This is a genomic window from Streptomyces sp. NBC_00576 (assembly GCF_036345175.1).
Classification (GTDB): domain Bacteria; phylum Actinomycetota; class Actinomycetes; order Streptomycetales; family Streptomycetaceae; genus Streptomyces.
Window position 1 is genome coordinate 1,491,138 of record NZ_CP107780.1, and the last position, 20,136, is coordinate 1,511,273.

Below are 20,136 nucleotides of genomic sequence, written 5' to 3' on the forward strand. Positions count from 1 at the left end.
AAGCTCAGAAGTCTCTGGATGCCGGGTCGGTTCCGCCGGGAGTTCAGACCCGTTCGACGATCGTCGCGATGCCCATGCCGCCGCCCACGCACAGCGTGGCGAGGCCGTAGCGCTTGTCCTGACGCTCCAGTTCGTCGATCAGTGTGCCGAGGATCATCGCGCCGGTGGCGCCCAGCGGGTGGCCGAGCGCGATGGCGCCGCCGTTGACGTTGATCTTGTCGAGGGACAGGCCCATGTCCTGGGCGAAGCGCAGGACGACGGCCGCGAACGCCTCGTTGATCTCGACGAGGTCGATGTCGTCGATGGTCAGCCCCGCCTTGGCGAGTGCCTTGCGGGTGGCGGGCGCCGGGCCCGTGAGCATGATGGTGGGCTCGGAGCCGGACACGGCCGCGGAGACGATCCGCGCGCGCGGACGCAGCCCGTAGCGCTCGCCGACCTCCCTGGAGCCGATGGCGACCAGCGAGGCACCGTCCACGATGCCGGAGGAGTTGCCCGCGTGGTGGACGTGGTCGATCTTCTCCACCCAGTGGTACGTCTGGAGCGCCACGGCGTCGAAGCCGCCCAGGTCGCCGATGTCGGCGAACGACGGCTTCAGCCCGGCGAGGGAGTCGGCCGTGGTGCCGGGACGCAGGTGTTCGTCGTGGTCGAGGACGACAAGGCCGTTCCTGTCCTTCACCGGGACGAGGGACCGCTCGAAGCGACCCGCCTTCCACGCCGTCGCCGCCCGCTCCTGGGACAGGGCCGCGTACTCGTCGACGTCGCGCCGTGAGAAGCCCTCGATGGTGGCGATGAGGTCGGCGCCGATGCCCTGCGGCACGAAGTTGACGGCGAGGTTGGTCATCGGGTCGTTGAACCAGGCGCCGCCGTCCGAGGCCATCGGCACCCGGGACATCGACTCGACGCCGCCCGCGAGGACAAGGTCCTCCCAGCCCGAACGCACCTTGGCGGCGGCCATGTTGACGGCCTCGAGGCCCGACGCACAGAAGCGGTTCTCCTGGACGCCGGCCACGGTGTCGGGCAGCCCGGCGACGACCGCGGCGACCCGTGCGATGTCGGAACCCTGGTCGCCGACCGGTCCGACGACGCCCAGCACGATGTCGTCGATCGCGGCCGGGTCAAGGTCCGGGAAGCGGTTCCTGATCTCGTGGATGAGGCCGACGACGAGGTCGACGGGCTTGGTGCCGTGCAGGGCTCCGCTCGCCTTGCCGCGCCCGCGCGGGGTGCGGATCGCGTCGTACACATACGCTTCGGTGCTCACTGGTGGGCCTTTCGGGGAGGGTTGGGCGAGCGGGCGTCGACCGAGGTCAGCCGCCATCCTGCAGGAGTCGGGGCACATCCCAGTCGCGCGCCACGTCCGCCGTGTCGGCGCCGGGCTGGGCGGGGCCGCTGTGGATCGACGTGTGGGTGACGGAGAAGCGGGGCGCGGGGGCCGGCTGGGTGATGCCGCCGTGGTCGGTGAAGGTGCCGCGGGCGGCCAGGTGCGGGTGGTGCGGGGCCTCGCGCAGCGAGAGGACGGGCGCCACGCAGGCGTCGGAGCCCTCGAAGACGGCCGTCCACTCGTCCCTGGTACGGGCTTTGAAGCGGGCGGTGACGGCCTCGCGCAGATCGTTCCAGCGAGCGATGTCCTTGCGGGCGGCGGAGTGTTCCGGGATGCCCAGCAGATCCAGGAACTCCTGGTAGAACTGCGGTTCCAGCGCGCCGACCGCCATGTACCGGCCGTCTGCGGTCTCGTACGTCCCGTAGTACGGGCAGCCCCCGTCGAGGAGGTTGGCGCCGCGCCGGTCCTGCCAGCCGCCCGCCGCGAGCATGCCGTGGATCATCGTGGCGAGGTGGGCGGCGCCGTCGACGATCGCGGCGTCCACGACCTGGCCCACGCCTGTCGCGCGCGCGTGGTGGAGGGCGGCGAGAACGCCGACGACGAGGTAGAGGGAACCGCCCGCGTAGTCGCCGAGGAGGTTGGCCGGGGCGGGCGGCGGTGCCTGCGGGCTGCCGATCAGGCCGAGGGTGCCGGTCGGGGCGAGGTAGGCGATGTCGTGCCCGGCGCGGCGGGCGAGCGGACCATCCTGGCCCCAGCCCGTCATCCGGCCGTAGACGAGCCTCGGGTTGCGGGCGTGGCACGTCTCGGGTCCGACACCGAGGCGCTCGGCGACGCCGGGGCGGTAGCCCTCGACCAGGATGTCGGCGCGGGCGGCCAGGTCGAGGACGCGGGCGGGGCCGTCGGGTGCCTTGAGGTCGACGATCACCGACCGTTTGTTGCGGTTCGTCACGTCGTACTCGGGGTCGATGGCGAGGCCTGTGCCTCCGGGCCGGTCCACCCGGACCACGTCGGCGCCCAGGTCGGCGAGGAGCATGGCGGCGAACGGTCCGGGTCCGATGCCCGCAAGCTCGACCACCCGCACTCCGGTGAGCGGGCCGCTTCCTGCCGTCTCCGCCACTGACATCGAGCCCAGCCCCCACTCCCGTGACACAACCGACAATCGACGTGACACCAGCGATGCTAGGAATGCCTTCCACTCCGCACAAGGTTTCACCGGGCACAAATTAAGCAAGCGCTTGGCCAAGCCGACCCGTTCCGGACAACGACCGGCCGCACGACTCCACTCCCCCTCACGCTAGCCTCGACCACCGACAACGGCGCGGGACGCACAACGAGGGGTGTCATGAGCAGGCCGAGCAGGATGGAACGCCCGTACGACATCGTGCTGTTCGGAGCCACAGGCTTCGTCGGCACGCTCACCGCCGAGTACCTCGCCGCGCACGCGCCCGACGGTCTGCGCTGGGCGGTCGCCGGCCGCAGTACGGACAAGCTGGAGCGGCTGCGGGAGCGCCTCGCGGGCGTCGGCAAGGCCGCCGAGGTCGGGGTGCTGGAGGCGGACGTGGCCGATCCGGCCTCGCTGCGCGCGCTCGCCGGGCACACGCGCGTGCTGGCCACGACGGTGGGCCCCTATCTGACGTACGGCGAGGAACTCGTCGCCGCCTGCGCGGACGCCGGCACCGACTATCTCGATCTCAGCGGTGAGCCCGAGTTCGTCGACCTGACCTACGTCCGGCACGACACACGCGCGCGGGAGACCGGCGCCCGGCTGGTGCACGCCTGCGGTTTCGACTCGATTCCGCACGACCTCGGCGCGTACTTCACCGTCGCCCAACTGCCCGAAGGGGTGCCGCTGACCGTGGACGGGTTCGTGCGCACCGACGCGACGTTCTCAGGCGGCACCTTCGCCTCCGCGCTCAACCAGTTCTCCCGGGGACCGCAGATGCTGGCCGCCGCCCGCGACCGCCGGCGCCACGAGCCGCGACTGCTGGGCCGCCGGGCGACCGCCCCTGCGGGCCCGCCCCGGTACGCCCGGGAGGTCGACGCCTGGGCGCTGCCGCTGCCCACCATCGACCCGCAGGTCGTGGTGCGTTCGGCGCGTGCGCTGGAACGGTACGGGCCGGATTTCCGATACCGCCATTACGCGGCGGTACGGCGGCTGCCCTTCGCGATGGGCGGGGTCGCCGCCGCCGGTGCGGTGTTCGCGGCGGCCCAACTGCCGCCCGCGCGGCGCTGGTTGTCCGGGCGGCTGCAGCCGGGTGACGGGCCGAGCGCGGAGCGGCGCGCCAAGAGCTGGTTCTCGGTGCGGTTCGTGGGCGAGGGCGGCGGACAGCGGGTGTTCACGGAGGTCGCGGGCGGCGACCCCGGCTACGACGAGACGGCGAAGATGTTCGCCGAGTCGGCGCTCTCCCTGGCCTTCGACGACCTCCCGGCGACGGCCGGACAGGTCACCACCGCCGTGGCGATGGGCGACGCGCTGATCGAACGCCTGCGCAAGGCGGGAATCACGTTCCGGGTCGCGGCCGGCAGGTGACCGGTCGGGTCGCCAGAAGCTCCCGGGGACTCCCGGAGGCTTACTGGGCCCAGCCCGTGACCGTGTAGATCATGCCGACGATCCAGGCGAGTCCCGCCAGTACGGCGACGATCAGTGCGGCCGTGACGGCGCGCTCGACGGGCTGGGCGGGGCTGGCGACGGGCTTCGGGGCTCGGTGCGTGGTCATGGGCACAGCCTGCCGACAGCTCCGGCCCGCCGACATCCGTACAGGTACTCAGAACACGTACTCAGATGATCACTTGACCACCGGATCACCTGATCACCTCGGGCGGTCGTTTCCTTCAGACGGTCGCGGAGTCAGGCGGTCGCTTCCTTCAGGGCCCGTCTGCACAGGGCGTCCGCCCGGCGGGTCGTCTCCGGGAGGCGGTATTCCGGGGTGAGCGCCAGGGTGTGGGCGCAGGCCGTGTCGAGGGCGGTGCGGTGGCCGACAGACACGAACACCGGCTTGACCGCGTCCCGGGTGCGCACGGCCCGGCCGACCTCCTCCACGCCCGCCAGCAGCGGGGACGCCGATCCGCGCCGGGTGCCCGGCTCCTCGTACGCGAAGGTGAACGGGTTCTTCGCGACGCCGATCGTGGGGAGGCCGGTGAGGACACCGAGGTGGCTGGCGAGGCCGAAGCGGCGTGGGTGGGCCAGGCCGTAGCCGTCGCAGACGACGAGGCCAGGCGGGACGGGCAGCGCCTCCAGGGCCGCCAGGACGGCCGGGATCTCGCGGAACGCGAGCAGGCCGGGCACATACGGGAAGGGGACCCGCCCGACGGCCGTGGCCTCGGCGACGACGTCTAGGGTCGCCGCGTCCAGGACGACGGCGGCGGCCACGACGAGGTCCCGCTCGTCGTCGTAGGCGACATCGACACCCGTGACATGCCCTGTCCCTGGCGGCGGTCCCGGCTCGTCCAGGACGACCCGCAGCCGCAGCTCGTCCTGGACCGCACGGGCCCGCTCCTCGGTCGCGGGCCAGCCTGCCGGAATGGGTACGGTCGCCGTCGTCATCTTCATGGTGACGCCGAGCGTACGGGCCGGCTCACCGGCCTCCCGCCGTAGGGCCTGTCCGGCGGATCATGCTGGAGACGCGGGGCTTGGCACGCGCTCTCCCAGAGGGAACCCCCATCACGTCGACGCCCGCCTCCGCCTTGCATCTGCACGCACCAAGCCCCGCTCACGCCGCTCATTTGGCGCCGCAGCTGCCCTCCGACCTGATCCGCCGGACAGGCCCTGGGTCACTTGTCGCCGAGGGCCTTCTTCAGCTGCGACTTGTTCATGTCCGAGCGGCCGTGGACGTTCCGCTTCTTGGCCTCCTCGTAGAGCTGGTCGTACGTCGGCCCCTGGGCTCCCTGGTGCGAGCGCTGACCACCACGCTTGCTGGACGACATGTCCTGGAGGGAGGTACGGCTGGCGGTCTTGGACTCGCCGGACCGGGCGCGTTCCTTGTTGACGGTCCGCGCGGCGATCTCCTCGGCGCGCTTCTCGCTCTCGCCCCGGTCCAGCGCACTGTCCTTGATGTGCTCGTACTGACGTTCCCGTTTCGGGCTCGCACCGCGTGGCATGACCGTTCACTTCCTTCGCTCGCGCTGTCCTCTCGGGCTTGATCGGTGAACGGGTACCCATGCCTCACGATTCGAGCCGTGCCACCCGCCCCTTCTCGCCAGCGGCCCAGCAGCCCAGGTCGGTGGTGCAGTCCACGGTGTCGTACGAGCCCGTGTCGACGGTCTTCCAGGTGCGCCCGGCGTCCGTGGTGAGGTCCGTGCCGGTCGGGCCGACCGCGAGCGCCGCCGTGCGGCTGTACGGGAGCCAGGCGACGCCTGAGCGGTATGCGGGCGGGGACGCGGCAGCCGTCGTCCAGGTGCGACCGCCGTCCGCGGTGACCGCCGCCGCCTGTGGTGAGGCCTGGTCGGCGCCGTAGTCGCCGCCGACCGCCAGTCCGTGCGTGCGGTCGCGGAAGGCGAGCGCGAAGACGCCGCGGGCCGGGTCGCCCGCCGGTATCGGGGTGTCGGTGGCCCTCCAGGTGAGCCCGCGGTCGGCGGAGTGCAGCACGCGCGCGCGTGCACCCCCTCCCGTGGCCAGCCACACGTCACGTGGCCCCGAGCTGACCAGGCACTGTCCGCTCGCCGCGAAGCCCGCCTCACCCTCCAGCGCGGCCGGCATGCCGTCGCTGGGCAGCACCTTCCAGGAGCGTCCGCCGTCGCTGGTGGAGAGGATGCGGAACTTGCCGTCCACCGGGTCGCTCATCGCGAGGCCATGACGGCTGTCGAAGAAGGTGAGGCAGTCGTAGAAGGCCCTGGCGTCGGTGTTGCGGAAGGACTCGGTCCAGGTCCGGCCGCCGTCGTCGGTGCGGTAGACGCGGGACGCCTCGCCCTCGCCGATGGCCAGAACCACGGCGCGACGGGCGTCGAACGCCTCGATGTCCCGGAACTGGAGCTCGGCCGCGCCCGGCGGAGAGACGTTTCGCCAGCTCGCTCCGCCGTCGGTGGTGCGCAGTACGGTGCCCTGGGTGCCGGCGACCCAGGCGGTGTTCCGGCTGACGGCGGACAGTCCCCGGAAGCGGACGTCGGTGGCGCCGCTGTCCTTCGGCGCCCAGTGCGGCGTGCGATGTCCGACCCCGGAGACGGCGCCCGCCCCCTCGAACGCCTGCGCGGGTGCGGCCAGTCCGGCGGCCACGGCGGCGAGCGCCGCCGCGTACGCGCCTGCCGTCACCATTCGCCTCGTCCGACTCGTACGCCTGTTCTGTCGCTGCATCCCCATGATCCTCATGGCGGGCGAAGGTAGCAGCGAATGAACTCGGTGACAGAGGTCACTCGAAATTCAGGTGCACTGTTTGGCTCATTCCAGCGTCTCTCTCAGTGTGCGGACCGTTCCATCCCACAGTCCGGCCAACCGTCACAAGGGAGCAAGCCGTTGTCCACCGTCATCGAGCAGCTCGTAGAGGCCCGTCTCGTCGCCGCCGCACCGCGGATGACGAGCATTCCCGCGACCCTCACCTACGACCGGACCGACCCGTTCGCCGTCCGGATGACCTTCCCCGCGCCGGCCACTCTGGAGGGCGTGGAGGTTCGCTGGACCTTCGCCCGCGAACTCCTCGCGGACGGCATGCTCCAGGCGCAGGGCCATGGCGACGTACGCGTGCGGCCGTACGGCTACGACCGCACGGTCCTGGAGTTCCACGCCCCGGAAGGCACCGCGGTCGTGCATGTCCGCTCGGGCGAGCTGCGGCACTTCCTCGCGGCCACCACCGAGCTGGTGCCGGTCGGCCTGGAGCATCTCCAGACGGACCTGGACCGCGACCTCGCGGAGCTGATGCGCGACGCCCTGTGACAGCCCCCGCCCTGTGACAGCCCCCTTTTTAATCCTTTGACAGCCTGAAACGCCTCTTCCTACGCTTGCAGCGGTCCTGTTGCCGTCGATTGGAGAAGGACGTTGCTCTACTGAGGTCCTGAGACACCGCGCCCCACACCCTCCAGTGGTGTGTCTGCGTAGCGTGCGACCTCGGTGTTCGAGCCGTCCGTTCCTCCCTCCGGAGCAGGGCCTTTCTCGTGCCACCAGGATTCTTCCGCCGCCCGTCGGTGTCTCGACACGCGTTTGCCCCGACCGAATCAAGCAACCGCGAGGCCGCATGTCAGCCACCACCTCCATCTCCGTCACCTCCCTGTCCTTCGCCTGGCCCGACGGCACCGCCGTCTTCGAGGGCCTCGACGCCGCCTTCGGCCCCGGCCGCACCGGGCTCGTCGGTGTCAACGGATCAGGAAAATCGACCCTGTTGAAACTGATCGCCGGTCAGTTGCCGCCCGCCGACGGCACCGTCCGAGTCGCGGGCGACATCGGCTACCTCCCGCAGACCGTCACCCTCGACACCGCCCTGCGCGTCGAGGAGGTACTCGGCATCTCGGCCCAACGGGCCGCGCTGCACGCCATCGAGGCGGGTGACGTGGCCGAGAAGCACTTCGAGACGATCGGCGACGACTGGGACGTCGAGGAACGCGCCCTCGTCACACTCGGCGAACTCGGGCTCGGCCACATCGATCTGGACCGCACGGTCGGCGAGGTCTCGGGCGGCGAGGCGGTCCTCCTGCGGCTGGCCGCGCTGCTCCTCGACCGACCGGACGTGCTCCTGCTGGACGAGCCGACCAACAACCTGGACCTGTACGCACGCCGACGCCTCTACACGGCCGTCTCCTCCTGGCCCGGCGTGCTGATCGTGGTCAGCCACGACCGCGAACTCCTGGACCTGGTCGACCAGATCGCCGATCTGCGCTCCGGAGAGGTCACCTGGTACGGCGGCAACTTCTCGGCGTACGAGGAGGCGCTCGCCACCGAACAGGAGGCGGCCGAGCGCATGGTGCGCGTCGCTGAGGCCGACCTGAAGAAGCAGAAGCGCGAACTGGTCGACGCCCAGGTCAAGTTGGCCCGCCGCAAGAAATACGGGCAGAAGATGTTCGAGCAGAAGCGCGAGCCGAAGATCGTCATGGGGGCACGCAAACGGTCCGCCCAGGAGTCGGCGGGCAAGCACCGCATCATGCACGAGGAGCGGCTCGCCGGCGCGAAGGAACGGCTCGACGAGGCCGTGGACGCCGTACGGGACGACGACGAGATCCGCGTCGACCTGCCGTACACGGCCGTACCGCCGGGCCGTACCGTACTCACGCTCCTGGACCTGGAGTTGGCGTACGGAGCGAGCGCGGGCTCCTTCGACCTGCGCGGGCCCGAGCGGGTCGCGCTGATCGGGCGCAACGGGGCGGGCAAGACGACCCTGCTGCGGACGATCGCGGGGGACCTGGCACCGGTCTCCGGGGAGACACGCGCGCACGTGCCGCTGCGTTTCCTGCCTCAGCGGCTCGATGTGCTCGACGACGAGCTCACGGTCGCCGAGAACGTGGCCCGGTTCTCGCCGGGCGCCACCAACAACCGGGTCCGCGCCCGGCTGGCCCGCTTCCTGTTCCGGGGTGCCCGCGCCGACCAGCAGGCGGCGACCCTGTCGGGCGGCGAGCGTTTCCGCGCCGCCCTGGCCGCCCTGATGCTGGCGGAGCCGGCACCCCAGCTCCTGATGCTGGACGAGCCGACCAACAACCTGGACATGGCGAGCGCACGACAGCTCACGACAGCCCTGGACTCGTACGAGGGCGCACTGATCGTGGCCAGCCACGACCTGCCGTTCCTGGAGTCGATCGGGATCACCCGATGGCTGCTGCTGGACGGGGAACTGAGGGAGATCGCGCCGGAGGAGGTGGAGTGATCGGCAGAGGGGTTCGGGCCCCGGTCTGACCTCCGGGGCTTTTGTCCGCGGGGCCCGCCCTGCATGATGTGCGCGGACACCCCCTTCCGAGACGGAGTTCCACTCGTGCCCAGCAAGAAGGCCCTCATACGCCGCCCCAGCCCGCGCCTGGCCGAGGGCCTCGTCACGCACATCGAGCGCGAGGAGATCGACGCCGACCTCGCCGGCCAACAGTGGGAGGCGTACGCGGAGGCGCTGCGCACGCACGGCTGGGAGACCGTCGAGGTGGATCCGGCGGACGACTGCCCGGACTCGGTGTTCGTCGAGGACGCGGTGGTCGTCTACCGGAACGTCGCGCTGATCGCGCGGCCCGGCGCCGAGTCCCGGCGCGCGGAGACCGGCGGCGTCGAGGAGGCGGTGGCCCGGCTCGGCTGCTCGGTGAACTGGGTCTGGGAGCCGGGCACCCTGGAGGGCGGTGACGTCCTCAAGGTCGGCGACACGATCTACGTCGGGCGGGGCGGGCGGACGAACGCCGCCGGGGTGCAGCAGCTCAAGGCCGTGTTCGAGCCGCTCGGCGCCCGGGTCGTGGCCGTGCCGGTGAGCAGTGTGCTGCATCTGAAGTCGGCGGTCACCGCGCTGCCGGACGGGACCGTCATCGGGCACGCGCCGCTGGTGGACACTCCGTCCCTCTTCCCGCGCTTCCTGCCGGTGCCGGAGGAGTCCGGGGCGCACGTGGTGCTGCTGGACGGCGGGAAGCTGCTGATGGCGGCGAGTGCGCCGAAGACGGCCGAGTTGCTCGCCGATCTCGGCCATGAGCCGGTGCTCGTCGACATCAGCGAGTTCGAGAAGCTCGAAGGCTGTGTGACATGCCTCTCGGTGCGGCTGCGGGAGCTGTACGTCTGACCGGGCGATCGCGGTACCCGTTCGGCCCCGGGACCTGCGAGTCCGGAGCCTTACCGCATTCTGGTACGAATCCGCTGATCAGCGATCTTTACAACACCCTTAACCTACGGTCGCGTAACCTACGGGAACGTAGCCTACGATGCCGTAGGTTGGTTATCGGCAGTCCGCTCACCCGCTCGCAACGTCATTCTGGAGCATTCATGACGATCACTTCTCCGCACATCGGCAGCCCGTCCGGCGCCTGGACCGACGCCCGGCTGCTGTACGCCCTGGAAGAAGTGGTCGAGACCGAACTCAACCGGCATCTGAAGGTCGCCAAGGACTGGATGCCGCACGAGTACGTGCCGTGGAGCGACGCGCGCAACTTCCCCGGCATCTTCGAGGACGGCGAGGCCTGGGGCAAGGAGCAGTCCAAGGTCACCGAGCTCGGCCGGATCGCTTTGGTCGTCAACCTCCTCACCGAGGACAACCTCCCCAGCTACCACCACGAGATCGCCAGCCTGTTCGGCCGTGACGGCGCCTGGGGCACCTGGGTGCACCGCTGGACGGCGGAGGAGGGCCGGCACGGCATCGTGATGCGCGACTACCTGCTCGCCTCCCGCGCCGTCGACCCGGACAAGCTCGAAGAGTTCCGTATGCAGCACATGGCCGAGGGCTTCGAGTCGGACAACCGGCACTCGATGCTGCACTCGGTGGCGTACGTCGCCTTCCAGGAGCTGGCCACCCGTGTCTCGCACCGCAACACCGGCCACCAGTCCGGCGACCCGGTCTGCGACCGCATGCTGGCCCGCATCGCGACCGACGAGAACCTCCACATGGTGTTCTACCGGAACCTGCTGAAGGCCGCCTTCGAACTCGCGCCCGACCTGACCATGCAGGCGGTCCGGGACGTGATCGTCAACTTCCGCATGCCCGGTCACGGCATGCCCGGCTTCGAGCGGGCCGCCGCGCAGATGGCGATCGGCGAGGTCTACAACATGCGCATCCACCACGACGACGTCCTCCAGCCCGTCCTGCGGCACCTGAAGGTCATGGACATGAGCGACCTCAGTGGCGAGGGTCTCCAGGCCCAGGAGGAACTGGGCATGTACATGGGTGGCCTGGACGCGGAGGCCTCCAAGTTCGACGAGAAGCTCGCGGCCCGCAAGGCCCGCATGGCGGCCCGCGCCGCCGGCTGATCCGCTCCGGAACACCACTCACTCGTACGCCGTCACCTCGTCCAGCGCCGCGTCCCGCACGTCGGCCACGGGGTGGCGGCGCAGTGCTTTCAGCCTCACGCCAGGGCGCGGCCCCGTCGTACGGCCGCCCAGCGCCCCGTGAGAGCGACGCGAGCAGCCCTTCGGCATGGCCTCCATGGGCGGTCAGCCGGCCGACCTCGGCCAGCAGTGCGCCGGCGTCGCCCTCCTGTTCCGGTCGGAGTACGGGAACTACCGTCTGAACGGTCAGCGGGACGGGTGGGAGGTGCGCCGGAGGTTGAGCCGCTCCTTCTCGGAGAGGCCGCCCCAGACGCCGAACCGTTCGTCGTTGCTGAGCGCGTACTCCAGGCAGGCGGGGCGCATCTCGCACATCCCGCAGATGCGCTTCGCCTCACGCACCGAGCTGCCCGGCTCGGGAAAGAAGAAGTCTGCCCCGGTCTCCGCGCACAGGGCCTGCGCCTGCCAGGCGCTGTCCATCGGGGTGATCGTCTCGTAGTGCATGGGTGAGATCGTGCCGGGCGGCGAAAAACGTTCGCTCAACGTCCGATCAACGCCGGGTACCGGTCGCGCCAGTCTCGCGGCCCGGGTAACTCTCACCGGTCGCCCGATGATGCTCCGGCCGGGTGCGCGAGCGCACGGCGGCGCGCGGAGTGTCCTGGAACAAGGCGCGTCTTCTCCCTCACCCAGGGTGACCGCCTCCGGCGCCCGCGCCCTCATGGCCTGTCCGGCAGCAATTGTCAGTGGGCGGTGCAAGACTCGGCAGAACAGGCAACGGGTCCCTCACCGAGGACGGGGCCCACAGAGGAGGGCAACGATGCTCACCACCCGTTTCGTCACCGGCGCTCCGAACTGGATCGATCTCGGCACCCCCGACATCGAGGGTGCCACCGCCTTCTACCGTGCGCTCTTCGGCTGGGACTTCCGGTCGGCGGGCGCCGAAGCCGGCGGGTACGGCTTCTTCCAGCTGGGCGGGAAAACCACTGCGGGCGGCATGCAGATGACGGAGGAGCAGGGGGGTCCGCCGTCCTGGACGGTGTCCTTCCAGACCCCGGACGTCGACGCCACCGTCAAGGCCGCCGAGCAGGCCGGGGGCGGCGCGCCGATGCCGGCCATGGACGTCATGGACGCCGGCCGCATGGCCATCCTCACGGACACCGCGGGCGCCGTCTTCGGGCTGTGGCAGCCCGCCCGGATCAAGGGCCTCGAAGTGGCCGGCGACCCTGCCTCCCTGTGCTGGGTGGAGCTCTACACGACGGACGTACCGAAGGCCGCCGCGTTCTACGGCACGGTGCTGGGCCTGGAGACCTCGGCGGTGCCGTTCCCTGGCGGCTCGTACACATGCGTGAACCCGGCGGGTGAGGGGGAGGACGGGATGTTCGGCGGAGTCATCGACGTGGCCGACGACCCGACGGGCACGGAGACCACTCCGTACTGGCTGCCCTATTTCGAGGTGACCGACACCGACGCGACGGTCGCCACGGCCCAGGAACGCGGCGGGCAGGTCCGGATGCCGGCCACGGACGTGGAGGGCGTCGGCCGCATCGCCAAGCTCGCCGACCCGTACGGGGCACGCTTCGCGGTGATCAAGAGCGCACCGGCACAGATGTAAGGGAGGGGGCGAGAAGCGCCCCGAAGGGGCGCGGGGCTGTGTCATTGCGCGGCTCCGCCGCGATGGGGGTCCCCCCGCTCGAGCGAAGCCGAGAGTGGGGGAGCGACCAGCCCCACCGGCCCGCGGCAAACGAACCGCCTACCCCCGCGGAGGGCTACGCCGAGGCGCGACGAACCAGCGTGGTCGACAGGACCACGCTGGACGGCGCGCCCGCCCGACCACCCTCGCCGCCGGGGGCAACCGCACCCAGCAGCAGGCGGGCCATCAGCCTGCCCATCTCCTCGATGTCCTGACGGACCGTGGTGAGCGGCGGGTCGGCCTGTTCGGCGACCGGCAGCATGTCGTCGAAGCCGACCACGGCGACGTCCTCGGGCACGCGCCGGCCGCCTTCGCGCAGGACCCGCAGGGCGCCCGAGGCGCTGAGGTCGTTGGCGGCGAACACGGCGTCCAGGTCCGGGCACCGGTCGAGGAGTTCACGCATCGCGCGTTCCCCGCCCGCCGGGGTGAAGTCGCTCTCGACGATCAGTCGTGGGTCGGCGTCGGGCACGACGTCCAGGAACCCGTCACGCCGGTCCGCGGCAGAGGTCTGGTCGAGGGGGCCCGTGATGTGCGCGATCCGCGTCCGCCCCAGGGCGACGAGATGCCGTACGGCCGTCCGGGCGCCGCCCCGGTTGTCGCTGTCGACGTACACGGCGTCGTGGGTGCCGTCGCTCCAGCCTGGGCGGCCGCCGAACACGGTGGGAATGCCTGCGCGCTGGACCAGGCCGGGCAGCGGGTCGTCCAGGTGCAGGGAGAAGACGAGGGCGCCGTCGACATGCCCGCCGGCGAGATACCGGCCGACGCGGGAGTGGTCGTCGCGACCTTCGGTGAGCAGCAGCACGAGTTGGGAGTCGTGAGCGGTCAACTCCTTACTGATCCCCCGGAGTTGGAGGGCGAAGAAGGGGTCGGCGAAGACCCGGGTCTCCGGTTCGGCGATGACGACGGCGACGGCGTCGTGCCGTCTGGTGACCAGGGAGCGGGCCGCCTGGTTGGGCACGTACCCGAGTTCCTCGACGGCCTGCCTGACCCGCTCGACGAGCGGTTCGCGCACGCCGTCCCCACCGTTGACCACGCGCGACGCGGTGGCCCGGGAGACCCCCGCCCGCGCGGCCACGGCCTCCAGGGTGGGACGCGACGCGGTCTCGGTCACTTCGGGGCTCCTCATCGGCGGTTGCCGATCAGGATAGTCCCGGCCCGCACCGGATGAGAGCGCTCTCGGGGCCTCGTCAGTGCTCGTGCGACGACTGCGACTCCCCCGCCCTCCCCGCAGCACCCGCAGCACCGTGCGGCTCGTACCCGGGAATCGTCCCGTCCGTCCTCCGCACCAGGAACAGCCCCGCCATCCCCATGTCCGAGTGGCTCTGCACATGGCAGTGGTACATCCACGCGCCCGCCCCGACCCCCTCCCCCGCGATCACCTGGAAACCGAAGGAGTCCGCCGGGCCCACGATCTTGTTGTCGACGACCTGGCTGGGGTCGTCGGGGCCGGTGAGCAGGCCGGTTCGGTTGTCCGCCCAGCGGTGACCGTGCATATGGAAGGTGTGGTAGTACTCACCGTGGGTGATCATCACGAACTCGACGCGGTCCCCCACAGTGGCCTCGAAGTCGGGACTCTGATGGCCGGGCCTGTTGTTGATCGTCATGTCGTTGAAGACGATCGTGTAGGTGGTGTCCGGGAGGATGTCCCCCTTGCGCCGGACGATCACCGGGCCGTAGAGGCCCTTGCGGATGCCGCCGGTGCCGTGTTCGGTGCCGACGACATGGTCGTGGTAGTGCCAGTAGCCCGCGCTGCCCGCCCGCCAGGTCCCGTCCGCACGGCGGCCCGGGGCGTGGGTGCGCCAGGTGTAGGTCCGGGTGCCGCCGGGTTCGACGTCACTGCGGGTCAGTTTCGTGCCGTCGCTGGAGATCTCGTAGTCCATGCCGTGGACGTGCAGACTCACGGCCACGTCCGTCGTGTTCTCCAGGGTGATGTGCGCCGTGTCGCCCTCGTTCAGCTCGATCAGGGGGCCGGGAACCGACGCCGTACCCTTCGCGAAGCCGTAGCCCATCTGCCCGTCGGCGAGCCGCTCGGCGTACAGCTGGATGTGCCGCACCTCGCCGCCGGCCGGAGCCGTCTTTGCGAGTGCGGCGGTTGCGGAGGTCGCGGCGGTCGCACCGCCGGCCTCCGGAGCGACCGACAACGATGTCGCGACGGCCGCGCCGCCCAGCAGCACCCGCCGGTTGAAGTCACGTCTGTCCATGCCGAACTCCCCACCCTGGTACGGAAGATGCGCAGCGGGAACAAGAGGAACCGGTGAGACGGTAGCGACACCGGCCTCGTTTATCCACACTCAGGACAAAGTTCGTGCGATCCCGGTCATACCTCTTGGCGAGTCGCCCAAAGAGGTCTAGCTTCCTTTGCGTTTGCTGTGACCGAGGAGGGGTGGGTGACCACATGCGGTTCACATCGCATCGAGAGTCCATGCGTTTACGGGAGTTGAGCGCGAGGAGCAGAGCAAGCAGCGGGCGCGGACGGAGACGGGCCTGGGCAGCCACCGTTGCCGCATCGGTCGTCACCGCCGGGCTGCTGTCGGGGCCCGCGGCGAGCGCGCGGCCGGCTCCCGAACCGTCGGTGACAACGATGTCCGTCAAATCGCCGCCCGGCGGCAGTGGCGTGCGCGTACTGGTCTTCCACGGTTCGGCGGCGGCCGGGGACGAGTCGCCGGTCGTCAACGCCGGGATCGAGGCGATCGAGCGGATCGGGCTGTCCGGCCCGGCGGAACAGCGCTTCGAGGTCGAGGCGACGGACGACGCCTCCGTGTTCACGGACGGGCCCCGGCTCGGGACCTTCAACGCGGTCGTCTTCCTGACCGGCGGCGGTGATGTCCTCGACCCCGAGGAGGAAGCCGGGCTGGAGACGTACATGGAGGCCGGCGGTGGTTTCGTCGGCATCCATGACGCGGCCCGGGCGGAACCGTACTCCGACTGGTTCACCGGCCTGTTGGGCGCCCGACCGGCGGCCGACAGCCCAACAGCCGTACAGCGAGCGACCGTTGAGGTCGGCGACCGGCGGCATCCGGCGACCAAGGAGCTGCCGACGCAGTGGAAGCGGCCGGACCAGTGGCTGAACTGGGTGAAGAACCCCTCCGGCGATGTGCACACCGTGGCCCGGGTGCGCGAGTCGACGTACAAGCCCGGCGCGAGCGCCAACGGCTGGGATCACCCGGTGAGTTGGTGCCGCGACTACGACGGCGGACGTTCCTTCTACACCGGTATGGGCGGCACGGTGTCGTCGTACGACGAGACGGACTTCCGCAGCCATCTGCGCGGGGCGCTGCTGTGGACGACCCGGCTGGCACAGGCCGACTGCAAGGCCACCATCAACGCCAGTTACAAGGCGGAGCGTCTGACGCAGCCCAACCAGCCGGGGCAGAGCGACCAGATCGGTGAGCCGCACGGGCTGGTGACCGCGCCCGACGGACGCGTGTTCTACATCGGCCGGGGCGGCGCCGACTCCTCCCAGCCGGTGGTGACCGACTGGAACAACCCGGCCATCGGCAAGGGCAAGGGCCAGATCCACGTCTACGACCCGCGGACCAAGAAGGTCACTCTGGCGGGCGAGTTGACCGTCTTCGGCAACAAGGGGGGCGGGGACGAGCTGATCAAGGTCGAGGAGGGGCTGCTCGGCATCGAGCTCGATCCGTCCTTCGAGCGCAACGGCTGGGTGTATCTCCACTACACGCCCCACTCGCGGATCAACCGCGACACCAGGATGGCCGAGCGGTACGTCTCCCGCTTCACCCTCGACCTCGCCACCAACCGGCTCGACCTGAACAGCGAGAAGGTGCTGCTCAAGTGGCCGGTGCAGATCCACAGTTGCTGTCACTCGGGCGGCGGGATGGCCTGGGACTCAAAGGACAACCTGTACATCGCCACCGGTGACAACAACTCCAGCCAGTTCAGCGACGGTTACTCCGGCAACAACCCCCAACCTGCCTACAAGGGCGTGTCGTTCGCCGACGCCCGGCGCACCGCCGGCAACACCAACAACCTCAATGGCAAGATCCTGCGCATCCATCCGGAGTCCGACGGCACGTACACGCTCCCCTCGGGCAACCTCTTCACGGGCCGGGAGACCGAAGAGGGCGGCGGCAGGACTCGCGGCGAGATCTATGTGATGGGGGTCAGGAACCCGGCCCGCATCTCCGTCGACAAAGCGACCGACACCTTGTACGCGGGCTGGGTCGGCCCGGACGCGAGCGCGCCCTCCACGACCTGGGGTCCGGCGAAGTACGACACGTTCGCCGCCATCACCCGGGCAGGGAACCGGGGTTGGCCGTACTGCATGGGCAACAAGCAGCCCTATCGGGACCGTAATCTGCCCGATCCGTCGAAGCCGCTGGGCTGGTACGACTGCGACCACCCGAAGAACGAGTCGCCGAACAACGACGGCCTGGTCAACCTGCCGCCCGTCACCGGCAACAACATCTGGTACTCGCCCCAGGGCGGTGCCCCCGACTTCCCGCGCGACGCGAACGGCATCCCGTCCTACAAGCAGGCGGAGAGCTCGTACTTGCTGCCGTGGCTGAAGGGCGGCGGCCAGGCAGCGATGAACGGGCCGGTGTACCGCTACGACGCGGCGAGCGCGAGCACCACCAAGTGGCCGGCCTACTGGGACGGCAAGTGGTTCGTGGGCGACTTCTACGACGCCGACCAGCCGCGCAACGCGGTACTGACCGACCTGAAGACCCAGGGCGACGGCGGACTGCCCATCCACGCCGAGTCGTTGAAGAAGATCGTGCCGATCGGGAACGACGGCATCAAGAACCTCATGGACTGGAAGTTCGGTCCCGACGGCTCGCTCTATGTCCTCGACTACGGCCGGGGCTTCTTCACCTCGGACGCCAAGTCGGCGCTGTGGCGGGTCACTTACACCGGCGGCGGCCCCACGCCCGCGGTCGGCGATCTCGCGAGGGGAGCGGAGTAGTGCGAGCAGTGCGCAGACGCAGGCAGCTCTGGACGGCCCTGTTGGCGTCCCTGTTCATGGTCCTCGGACTGACGTCGGCGGCAGGGGCACGCACCGCTGCCGAACCCGCCACCGCGCCGACCGCCGCTGCTCAGGTCCTCACCTGGACGGCGGGCGACGACATCACCAAGTACGCCTCCGTACCGGCCACGGCGGTGGCGGGCGCGACGACGATCGTCTTCGAGAACAGTGCGGCGACCGGCAACACCATGGGAATGCCCCACACGTTGACGTTCGACGTCTCCGACCCGGAGTACAACAACGATGTCCCGCTGAACATCCTCGCCAACCCGAACGACGACCAGGGCGGCCGGCACACCGCCGAGGTCACGCTCACCCCCGGCCGCTACCGCTACTACTGCACGATTCCGGGCCACGGTCAGATGCAGGGCATCCTCGTGGTGACGGAGGGCGGCGGCGCCGACACGACGGCCCCGGAGACCTCCGCCAATGTCACCGGTGCGCAGAACTCACAGGGCCAGTACGTCGGTTCGGCGAGTGTGGCGATCGGCGCGAGTGACGAGGGCTCCGGCGTCGACCGGGTCGAGTACGCGATCGGCACCGACGGCGCCTGGCAGGCGTACACCGCACCGGTCGTGATCGACCAGATCGGCAGCCATTCGGTGCGTTACCGGGCGTTCGACAAGGCGGGCAACGCGGCAGCCGAGAAGAGCGTCGCGTTCACGGTGGTTCCGCCGCCGACGGACGACAAGGCACCGCCGGAGACCTCGGCGACGGTGAGCGGCGAGCAGGATCCGGCCGGGGCGTATCTCGACATGGCGACGGTCACCGTCTCCGCCTCGGACACCGGGTCCGGGGTCAACACGGTCGAGTACGCGGTGGACAGCGGGAGTTGGCAGCCGTACACCGGCCCGGTGATGGTGCATCTGGTGGGCAGTCACAGCGTCCGCTACCGCGCCACCGACAAGGCCGGCAACGTCTCCGCCGAGAAGAGCGTCGCGTTCACCGTCGTGGCGCAGCCCGCCGAGGACACCGTCCCGCCCGTGACCGGGGTGACCGTCGAGGGCACCCGGAACGCGAACGGCGCCTACGTCAACAGTGCCAAGGTGACCGTCAGCGCGACGGATCACGGCGGCTCGGGTGTCGCAACGGTCGAGTACTCGCTCGACGGCGGCCCCTATCTGGCGTACAGCGCACCGGTGGTCGTCGACCGGGCGGGCGCGCACACCGTGGCGTACCGGGCGAGCGACAAGGCGGGCAACACCAGCGACGCACGCTCGGTGAGCCTGACGGTCGTGGCGGGCGGCGGGGTTCCGGCGCCCAACTGCCCGGAGTACGACGAGCGGTTGACGGTGATCGTCGGCACGGTCGACTCGGGGGTTCCCAACCGGGTCACCAACAACCGTTGCCGGATAGGAGAGTTGATCGAGGATGAACGGGAGTGGACGTCCCACGCCCTGTTCCTCAAGCACGTACGGACCGTTCTCGACCGGCTGTTCAAGGACGGTGCCGTGGATGAGCGCGAGGACGCGGCGATCGAGGAGGCGGCCCGTGCGTCCGGCATCGGCAAGCCGGGCCAGACCGAGGGGTACCGCACGATCCTCGACGGCACGCCCGCGTCCTTCGCCAAGTGGCAGCAGGTGGGCGGCGGTTCGTTCGCGCCGAACGGCGACGGGACGATCACCAGCGGCACGACGGTCGAGGGCCTGGGCATGCTGTGGTTCCCGGAGCGGAAGTACGGCGACTTCTCGCTGAAGCTCCAGTGGCGCGACGACGCACCGGGCACCGGTAACGCCAACTCCGGTGTGTTCGTGCGCTTCCCGTGGGTCCACGGTCACCCGGAGGAGGCCCGGCCGGAGTGGGTCGCCATCAAGTACGGGCACGAGGTGCAGGTGTTCGACCGGCCCGACGGCGACATGTACAAGACGGGCTCGCTCTACGGATTCGACCGGGTGGGGCTCGCCGGGGCGGGCGTCACGCAGAAGGGCACCTGGAACGACTACGAGATCAGGGTGGTCGACCAGCACTACTCGGTGTTCCGCAACGGCGTGCTGCTCAACGAGTTCGACAACACCGGCGGCCAGGACTTCACCCCGCCGCGCTCGGACGACCCGGGCACGGACGGGCGGCGGTTCGCGTCCGGGTACATCGGGCTGCAGGTGCACGGCACGACCGATGTGGTTTCGTACCGGGACATCCGGATCAAGGAACTGTGAGGCGGACGATGTCCCCAACTGCCGTGTTGATGAAGGCGAGTTAGGGGGCGAAGGCGGCGGTCCGGCGCGTCACCGTCATGGTCAGGGGGCTGGGGGCTGGGCCTCCCGGTCCCCTGACCAGCGGGATCGCCG

At 70.3% G+C, this 20,136-nt stretch carries 18 protein-coding genes; 8 read left to right on the plus strand and 10 right to left on the minus strand.

Going from position 1 to position 20,136, the window contains the following annotated elements:
• Window positions 1-43 precede the first annotated feature (43 nt).
• Window positions 44-1,258 (minus strand): acetyl-CoA C-acetyltransferase, encoded by a 1,215-nt coding sequence (locus OG734_RS06285; RefSeq protein ID WP_330286463.1) that lies wholly within the window; start codon window positions 1,256-1,258, stop codon window positions 44-46.
• Window positions 1,259-1,304: 46 nt separating this feature from the next.
• The gene (locus OG734_RS06290; protein WP_330286464.1) at window positions 1,305-2,441 is read right to left on the minus strand and encodes a CaiB/BaiF CoA transferase family protein; all 1,137 of its coding nucleotides are present in this window, start codon (window positions 2,439-2,441) and stop codon (window positions 1,305-1,307) included.
• Between the two features lie 219 nt (window positions 2,442-2,660).
• Here OG734_RS06290 and OG734_RS06295 point away from each other — a divergent pair, with 219 nt between their 5' ends.
• Window positions 2,661-3,848, plus strand: a complete 1,188-nt coding sequence (locus tag OG734_RS06295) for a saccharopine dehydrogenase family protein (protein ID WP_330286465.1) — start codon at window positions 2,661-2,663, stop codon at window positions 3,846-3,848.
• Window positions 3,849-3,888: 40 nt separating this feature from the next.
• Here OG734_RS06295 and mmpA read toward each other — a convergent pair whose 3' ends face one another.
• From mmpA to OG734_RS06315, 4 genes are all read right to left on the minus strand, one after another.
• Window positions 3,889-4,035 carry a morphogenic membrane protein MmpA gene (gene mmpA, locus OG734_RS06300; RefSeq protein ID WP_203690270.1) on the minus strand — a complete coding sequence of 49 codons (147 nt, stop codon included), beginning with the start codon at window positions 4,033-4,035 and terminating at the stop codon, window positions 3,889-3,891.
• Window positions 4,036-4,166: 131 nt separating this feature from the next.
• Window positions 4,167-4,862: an endonuclease V gene (locus OG734_RS06305; protein WP_330293583.1), complete on the minus strand. Its 696-nt coding sequence runs from the start codon at window positions 4,860-4,862 to the stop codon at window positions 4,167-4,169.
• Between the two features lie 227 nt (window positions 4,863-5,089).
• A complete protein-coding gene (locus tag OG734_RS06310) occupies window positions 5,090-5,416 on the minus strand; it encodes a plasmid stabilization protein (protein ID WP_330286466.1) in 327 nt (108 codons plus the stop codon).
• A 64-nt stretch (window positions 5,417-5,480) separates the two neighbouring features.
• Complete coding sequence (locus OG734_RS06315) at window positions 5,481-6,566, minus strand: WD40/YVTN/BNR-like repeat-containing protein (RefSeq protein ID WP_330286467.1); 1,086 nt, start codon at window positions 6,564-6,566, stop codon at window positions 5,481-5,483.
• A gap of 198 nt (window positions 6,567-6,764) precedes the next feature.
• Here OG734_RS06315 and OG734_RS06320 point away from each other — a divergent pair, with 198 nt between their 5' ends.
• The 4 genes from OG734_RS06320 (at window position 6,765) to OG734_RS06335 (ending at window position 11,156) form a co-directional block, all read left to right on the plus strand.
• The gene (locus tag OG734_RS06320) at window positions 6,765-7,181 is read left to right on the plus strand and encodes an SsgA family sporulation/cell division regulator (protein WP_330286468.1); all 417 of its coding nucleotides are present in this window, start codon (window positions 6,765-6,767) and stop codon (window positions 7,179-7,181) included.
• 298 nt (window positions 7,182-7,479) lie between these two features.
• On the plus strand, window positions 7,480-9,096 hold the full coding sequence (locus OG734_RS06325) for an ABC-F family ATP-binding cassette domain-containing protein (RefSeq protein ID WP_330286469.1): 1,617 nt from the start codon (window positions 7,480-7,482) through the stop codon (window positions 9,094-9,096).
• A 105-nt stretch (window positions 9,097-9,201) separates the two neighbouring features.
• The gene (gene ddaH, locus OG734_RS06330; protein ID WP_330286470.1) at window positions 9,202-9,978 is read left to right on the plus strand and encodes a dimethylargininase; all 777 of its coding nucleotides are present in this window, start codon (window positions 9,202-9,204) and stop codon (window positions 9,976-9,978) included.
• Between the two features lie 200 nt (window positions 9,979-10,178).
• Window positions 10,179-11,156, plus strand: a complete 978-nt coding sequence (locus OG734_RS06335) for an acyl-ACP desaturase (RefSeq protein WP_330286471.1) — start codon at window positions 10,179-10,181, stop codon at window positions 11,154-11,156.
• A gap of 18 nt (window positions 11,157-11,174) precedes the next feature.
• Here OG734_RS06335 and OG734_RS06340 read toward each other — a convergent pair whose 3' ends face one another.
• On the minus strand, window positions 11,175-11,333 hold the full coding sequence (locus OG734_RS06340) for a hypothetical protein (protein ID WP_330286472.1): 159 nt from the start codon (window positions 11,331-11,333) through the stop codon (window positions 11,175-11,177).
• Window positions 11,334-11,420: 87 nt separating this feature from the next.
• Window positions 11,421-11,675: a WhiB family transcriptional regulator gene (locus OG734_RS06345; RefSeq protein WP_330286473.1), complete on the minus strand. Its 255-nt coding sequence runs from the start codon at window positions 11,673-11,675 to the stop codon at window positions 11,421-11,423.
• Window positions 11,676-11,988: 313 nt separating this feature from the next.
• Here OG734_RS06345 and OG734_RS06350 point away from each other — a divergent pair, with 313 nt between their 5' ends.
• Window positions 11,989-12,783, plus strand: a complete 795-nt coding sequence (locus OG734_RS06350; protein WP_330286474.1) for a VOC family protein — start codon at window positions 11,989-11,991, stop codon at window positions 12,781-12,783.
• A gap of 154 nt (window positions 12,784-12,937) precedes the next feature.
• On the opposite strand, the gene OG734_RS06355 is transcribed toward OG734_RS06350, so the two are convergent.
• The gene (locus OG734_RS06355; RefSeq protein WP_330286475.1) at window positions 12,938-13,972 is read right to left on the minus strand and encodes a LacI family DNA-binding transcriptional regulator; all 1,035 of its coding nucleotides are present in this window, start codon (window positions 13,970-13,972) and stop codon (window positions 12,938-12,940) included.
• Window positions 13,973-14,048: 76 nt separating this feature from the next.
• Window positions 14,049-15,062, minus strand: a complete 1,014-nt coding sequence (locus OG734_RS06360) for a multicopper oxidase domain-containing protein (RefSeq protein ID WP_330286476.1) — start codon at window positions 15,060-15,062, stop codon at window positions 14,049-14,051.
• Between the two features lie 221 nt (window positions 15,063-15,283).
• Here OG734_RS06360 and OG734_RS06365 point away from each other — a divergent pair, with 221 nt between their 5' ends.
• A complete protein-coding gene (locus OG734_RS06365) occupies window positions 15,284-17,788 on the plus strand; it encodes a ThuA domain-containing protein (RefSeq protein WP_330293584.1) in 2,505 nt (834 codons plus the stop codon).
• A gap of 56 nt (window positions 17,789-17,844) precedes the next feature.
• Window positions 17,845-20,004, plus strand: a complete 2,160-nt coding sequence (locus OG734_RS06370) for an OmpL47-type beta-barrel domain-containing protein (protein ID WP_330293585.1) — start codon at window positions 17,845-17,847, stop codon at window positions 20,002-20,004.
• Window positions 20,005-20,136 lie beyond the last annotated feature (132 nt).

Bases quoted from the DNA above. Each gene is read 5' to 3' on its own strand.
- OG734_RS06350 (WP_330286474.1), top strand. From the start codon at position 11,989: ATGCTCACCACCCGTTTCGTCACCGGCGCTCCGAACTGGATCGATCTC.
- OG734_RS06370 (WP_330293585.1), top strand. From the start codon at position 17,845: ATGGTCCTCGGACTGACGTCGGCGGCAGGGGCACGCACCGCTGCCGAA.
- OG734_RS06305 (WP_330293583.1), bottom strand. From the start codon at position 4,862: ATGACGACGGCGACCGTACCCATTCCGGCAGGCTGGCCCGCGACCGAG.
- OG734_RS06295 (WP_330286465.1), top strand. From the start codon at position 2,661: ATGAGCAGGCCGAGCAGGATGGAACGCCCGTACGACATCGTGCTGTTC.
- OG734_RS06340 (WP_330286472.1), bottom strand. From the start codon at position 11,333: ATGGAGGCCATGCCGAAGGGCTGCTCGCGTCGCTCTCACGGGGCGCTG.
- OG734_RS06315 (WP_330286467.1), bottom strand. From the start codon at position 6,566: ATGGTGACGGCAGGCGCGTACGCGGCGGCGCTCGCCGCCGTGGCCGCC.
- mmpA (WP_203690270.1), bottom strand. From the start codon at position 4,035: ATGACCACGCACCGAGCCCCGAAGCCCGTCGCCAGCCCCGCCCAGCCC.
- OG734_RS06290 (WP_330286464.1), bottom strand. From the start codon at position 2,441: ATGTCAGTGGCGGAGACGGCAGGAAGCGGCCCGCTCACCGGAGTGCGG.
- OG734_RS06365 (WP_330293584.1), top strand. From the start codon at position 15,284: ATGCGTTTACGGGAGTTGAGCGCGAGGAGCAGAGCAAGCAGCGGGCGC.
- OG734_RS06310 (WP_330286466.1), bottom strand. From the start codon at position 5,416: ATGCCACGCGGTGCGAGCCCGAAACGGGAACGTCAGTACGAGCACATC.
- OG734_RS06345 (WP_330286473.1), bottom strand. From the start codon at position 11,675: ATGCACTACGAGACGATCACCCCGATGGACAGCGCCTGGCAGGCGCAG.
- OG734_RS06360 (WP_330286476.1), bottom strand. From the start codon at position 15,062: ATGGACAGACGTGACTTCAACCGGCGGGTGCTGCTGGGCGGCGCGGCC.
- OG734_RS06325 (WP_330286469.1), top strand. From the start codon at position 7,480: ATGTCAGCCACCACCTCCATCTCCGTCACCTCCCTGTCCTTCGCCTGG.
- OG734_RS06335 (WP_330286471.1), top strand. From the start codon at position 10,179: ATGACGATCACTTCTCCGCACATCGGCAGCCCGTCCGGCGCCTGGACC.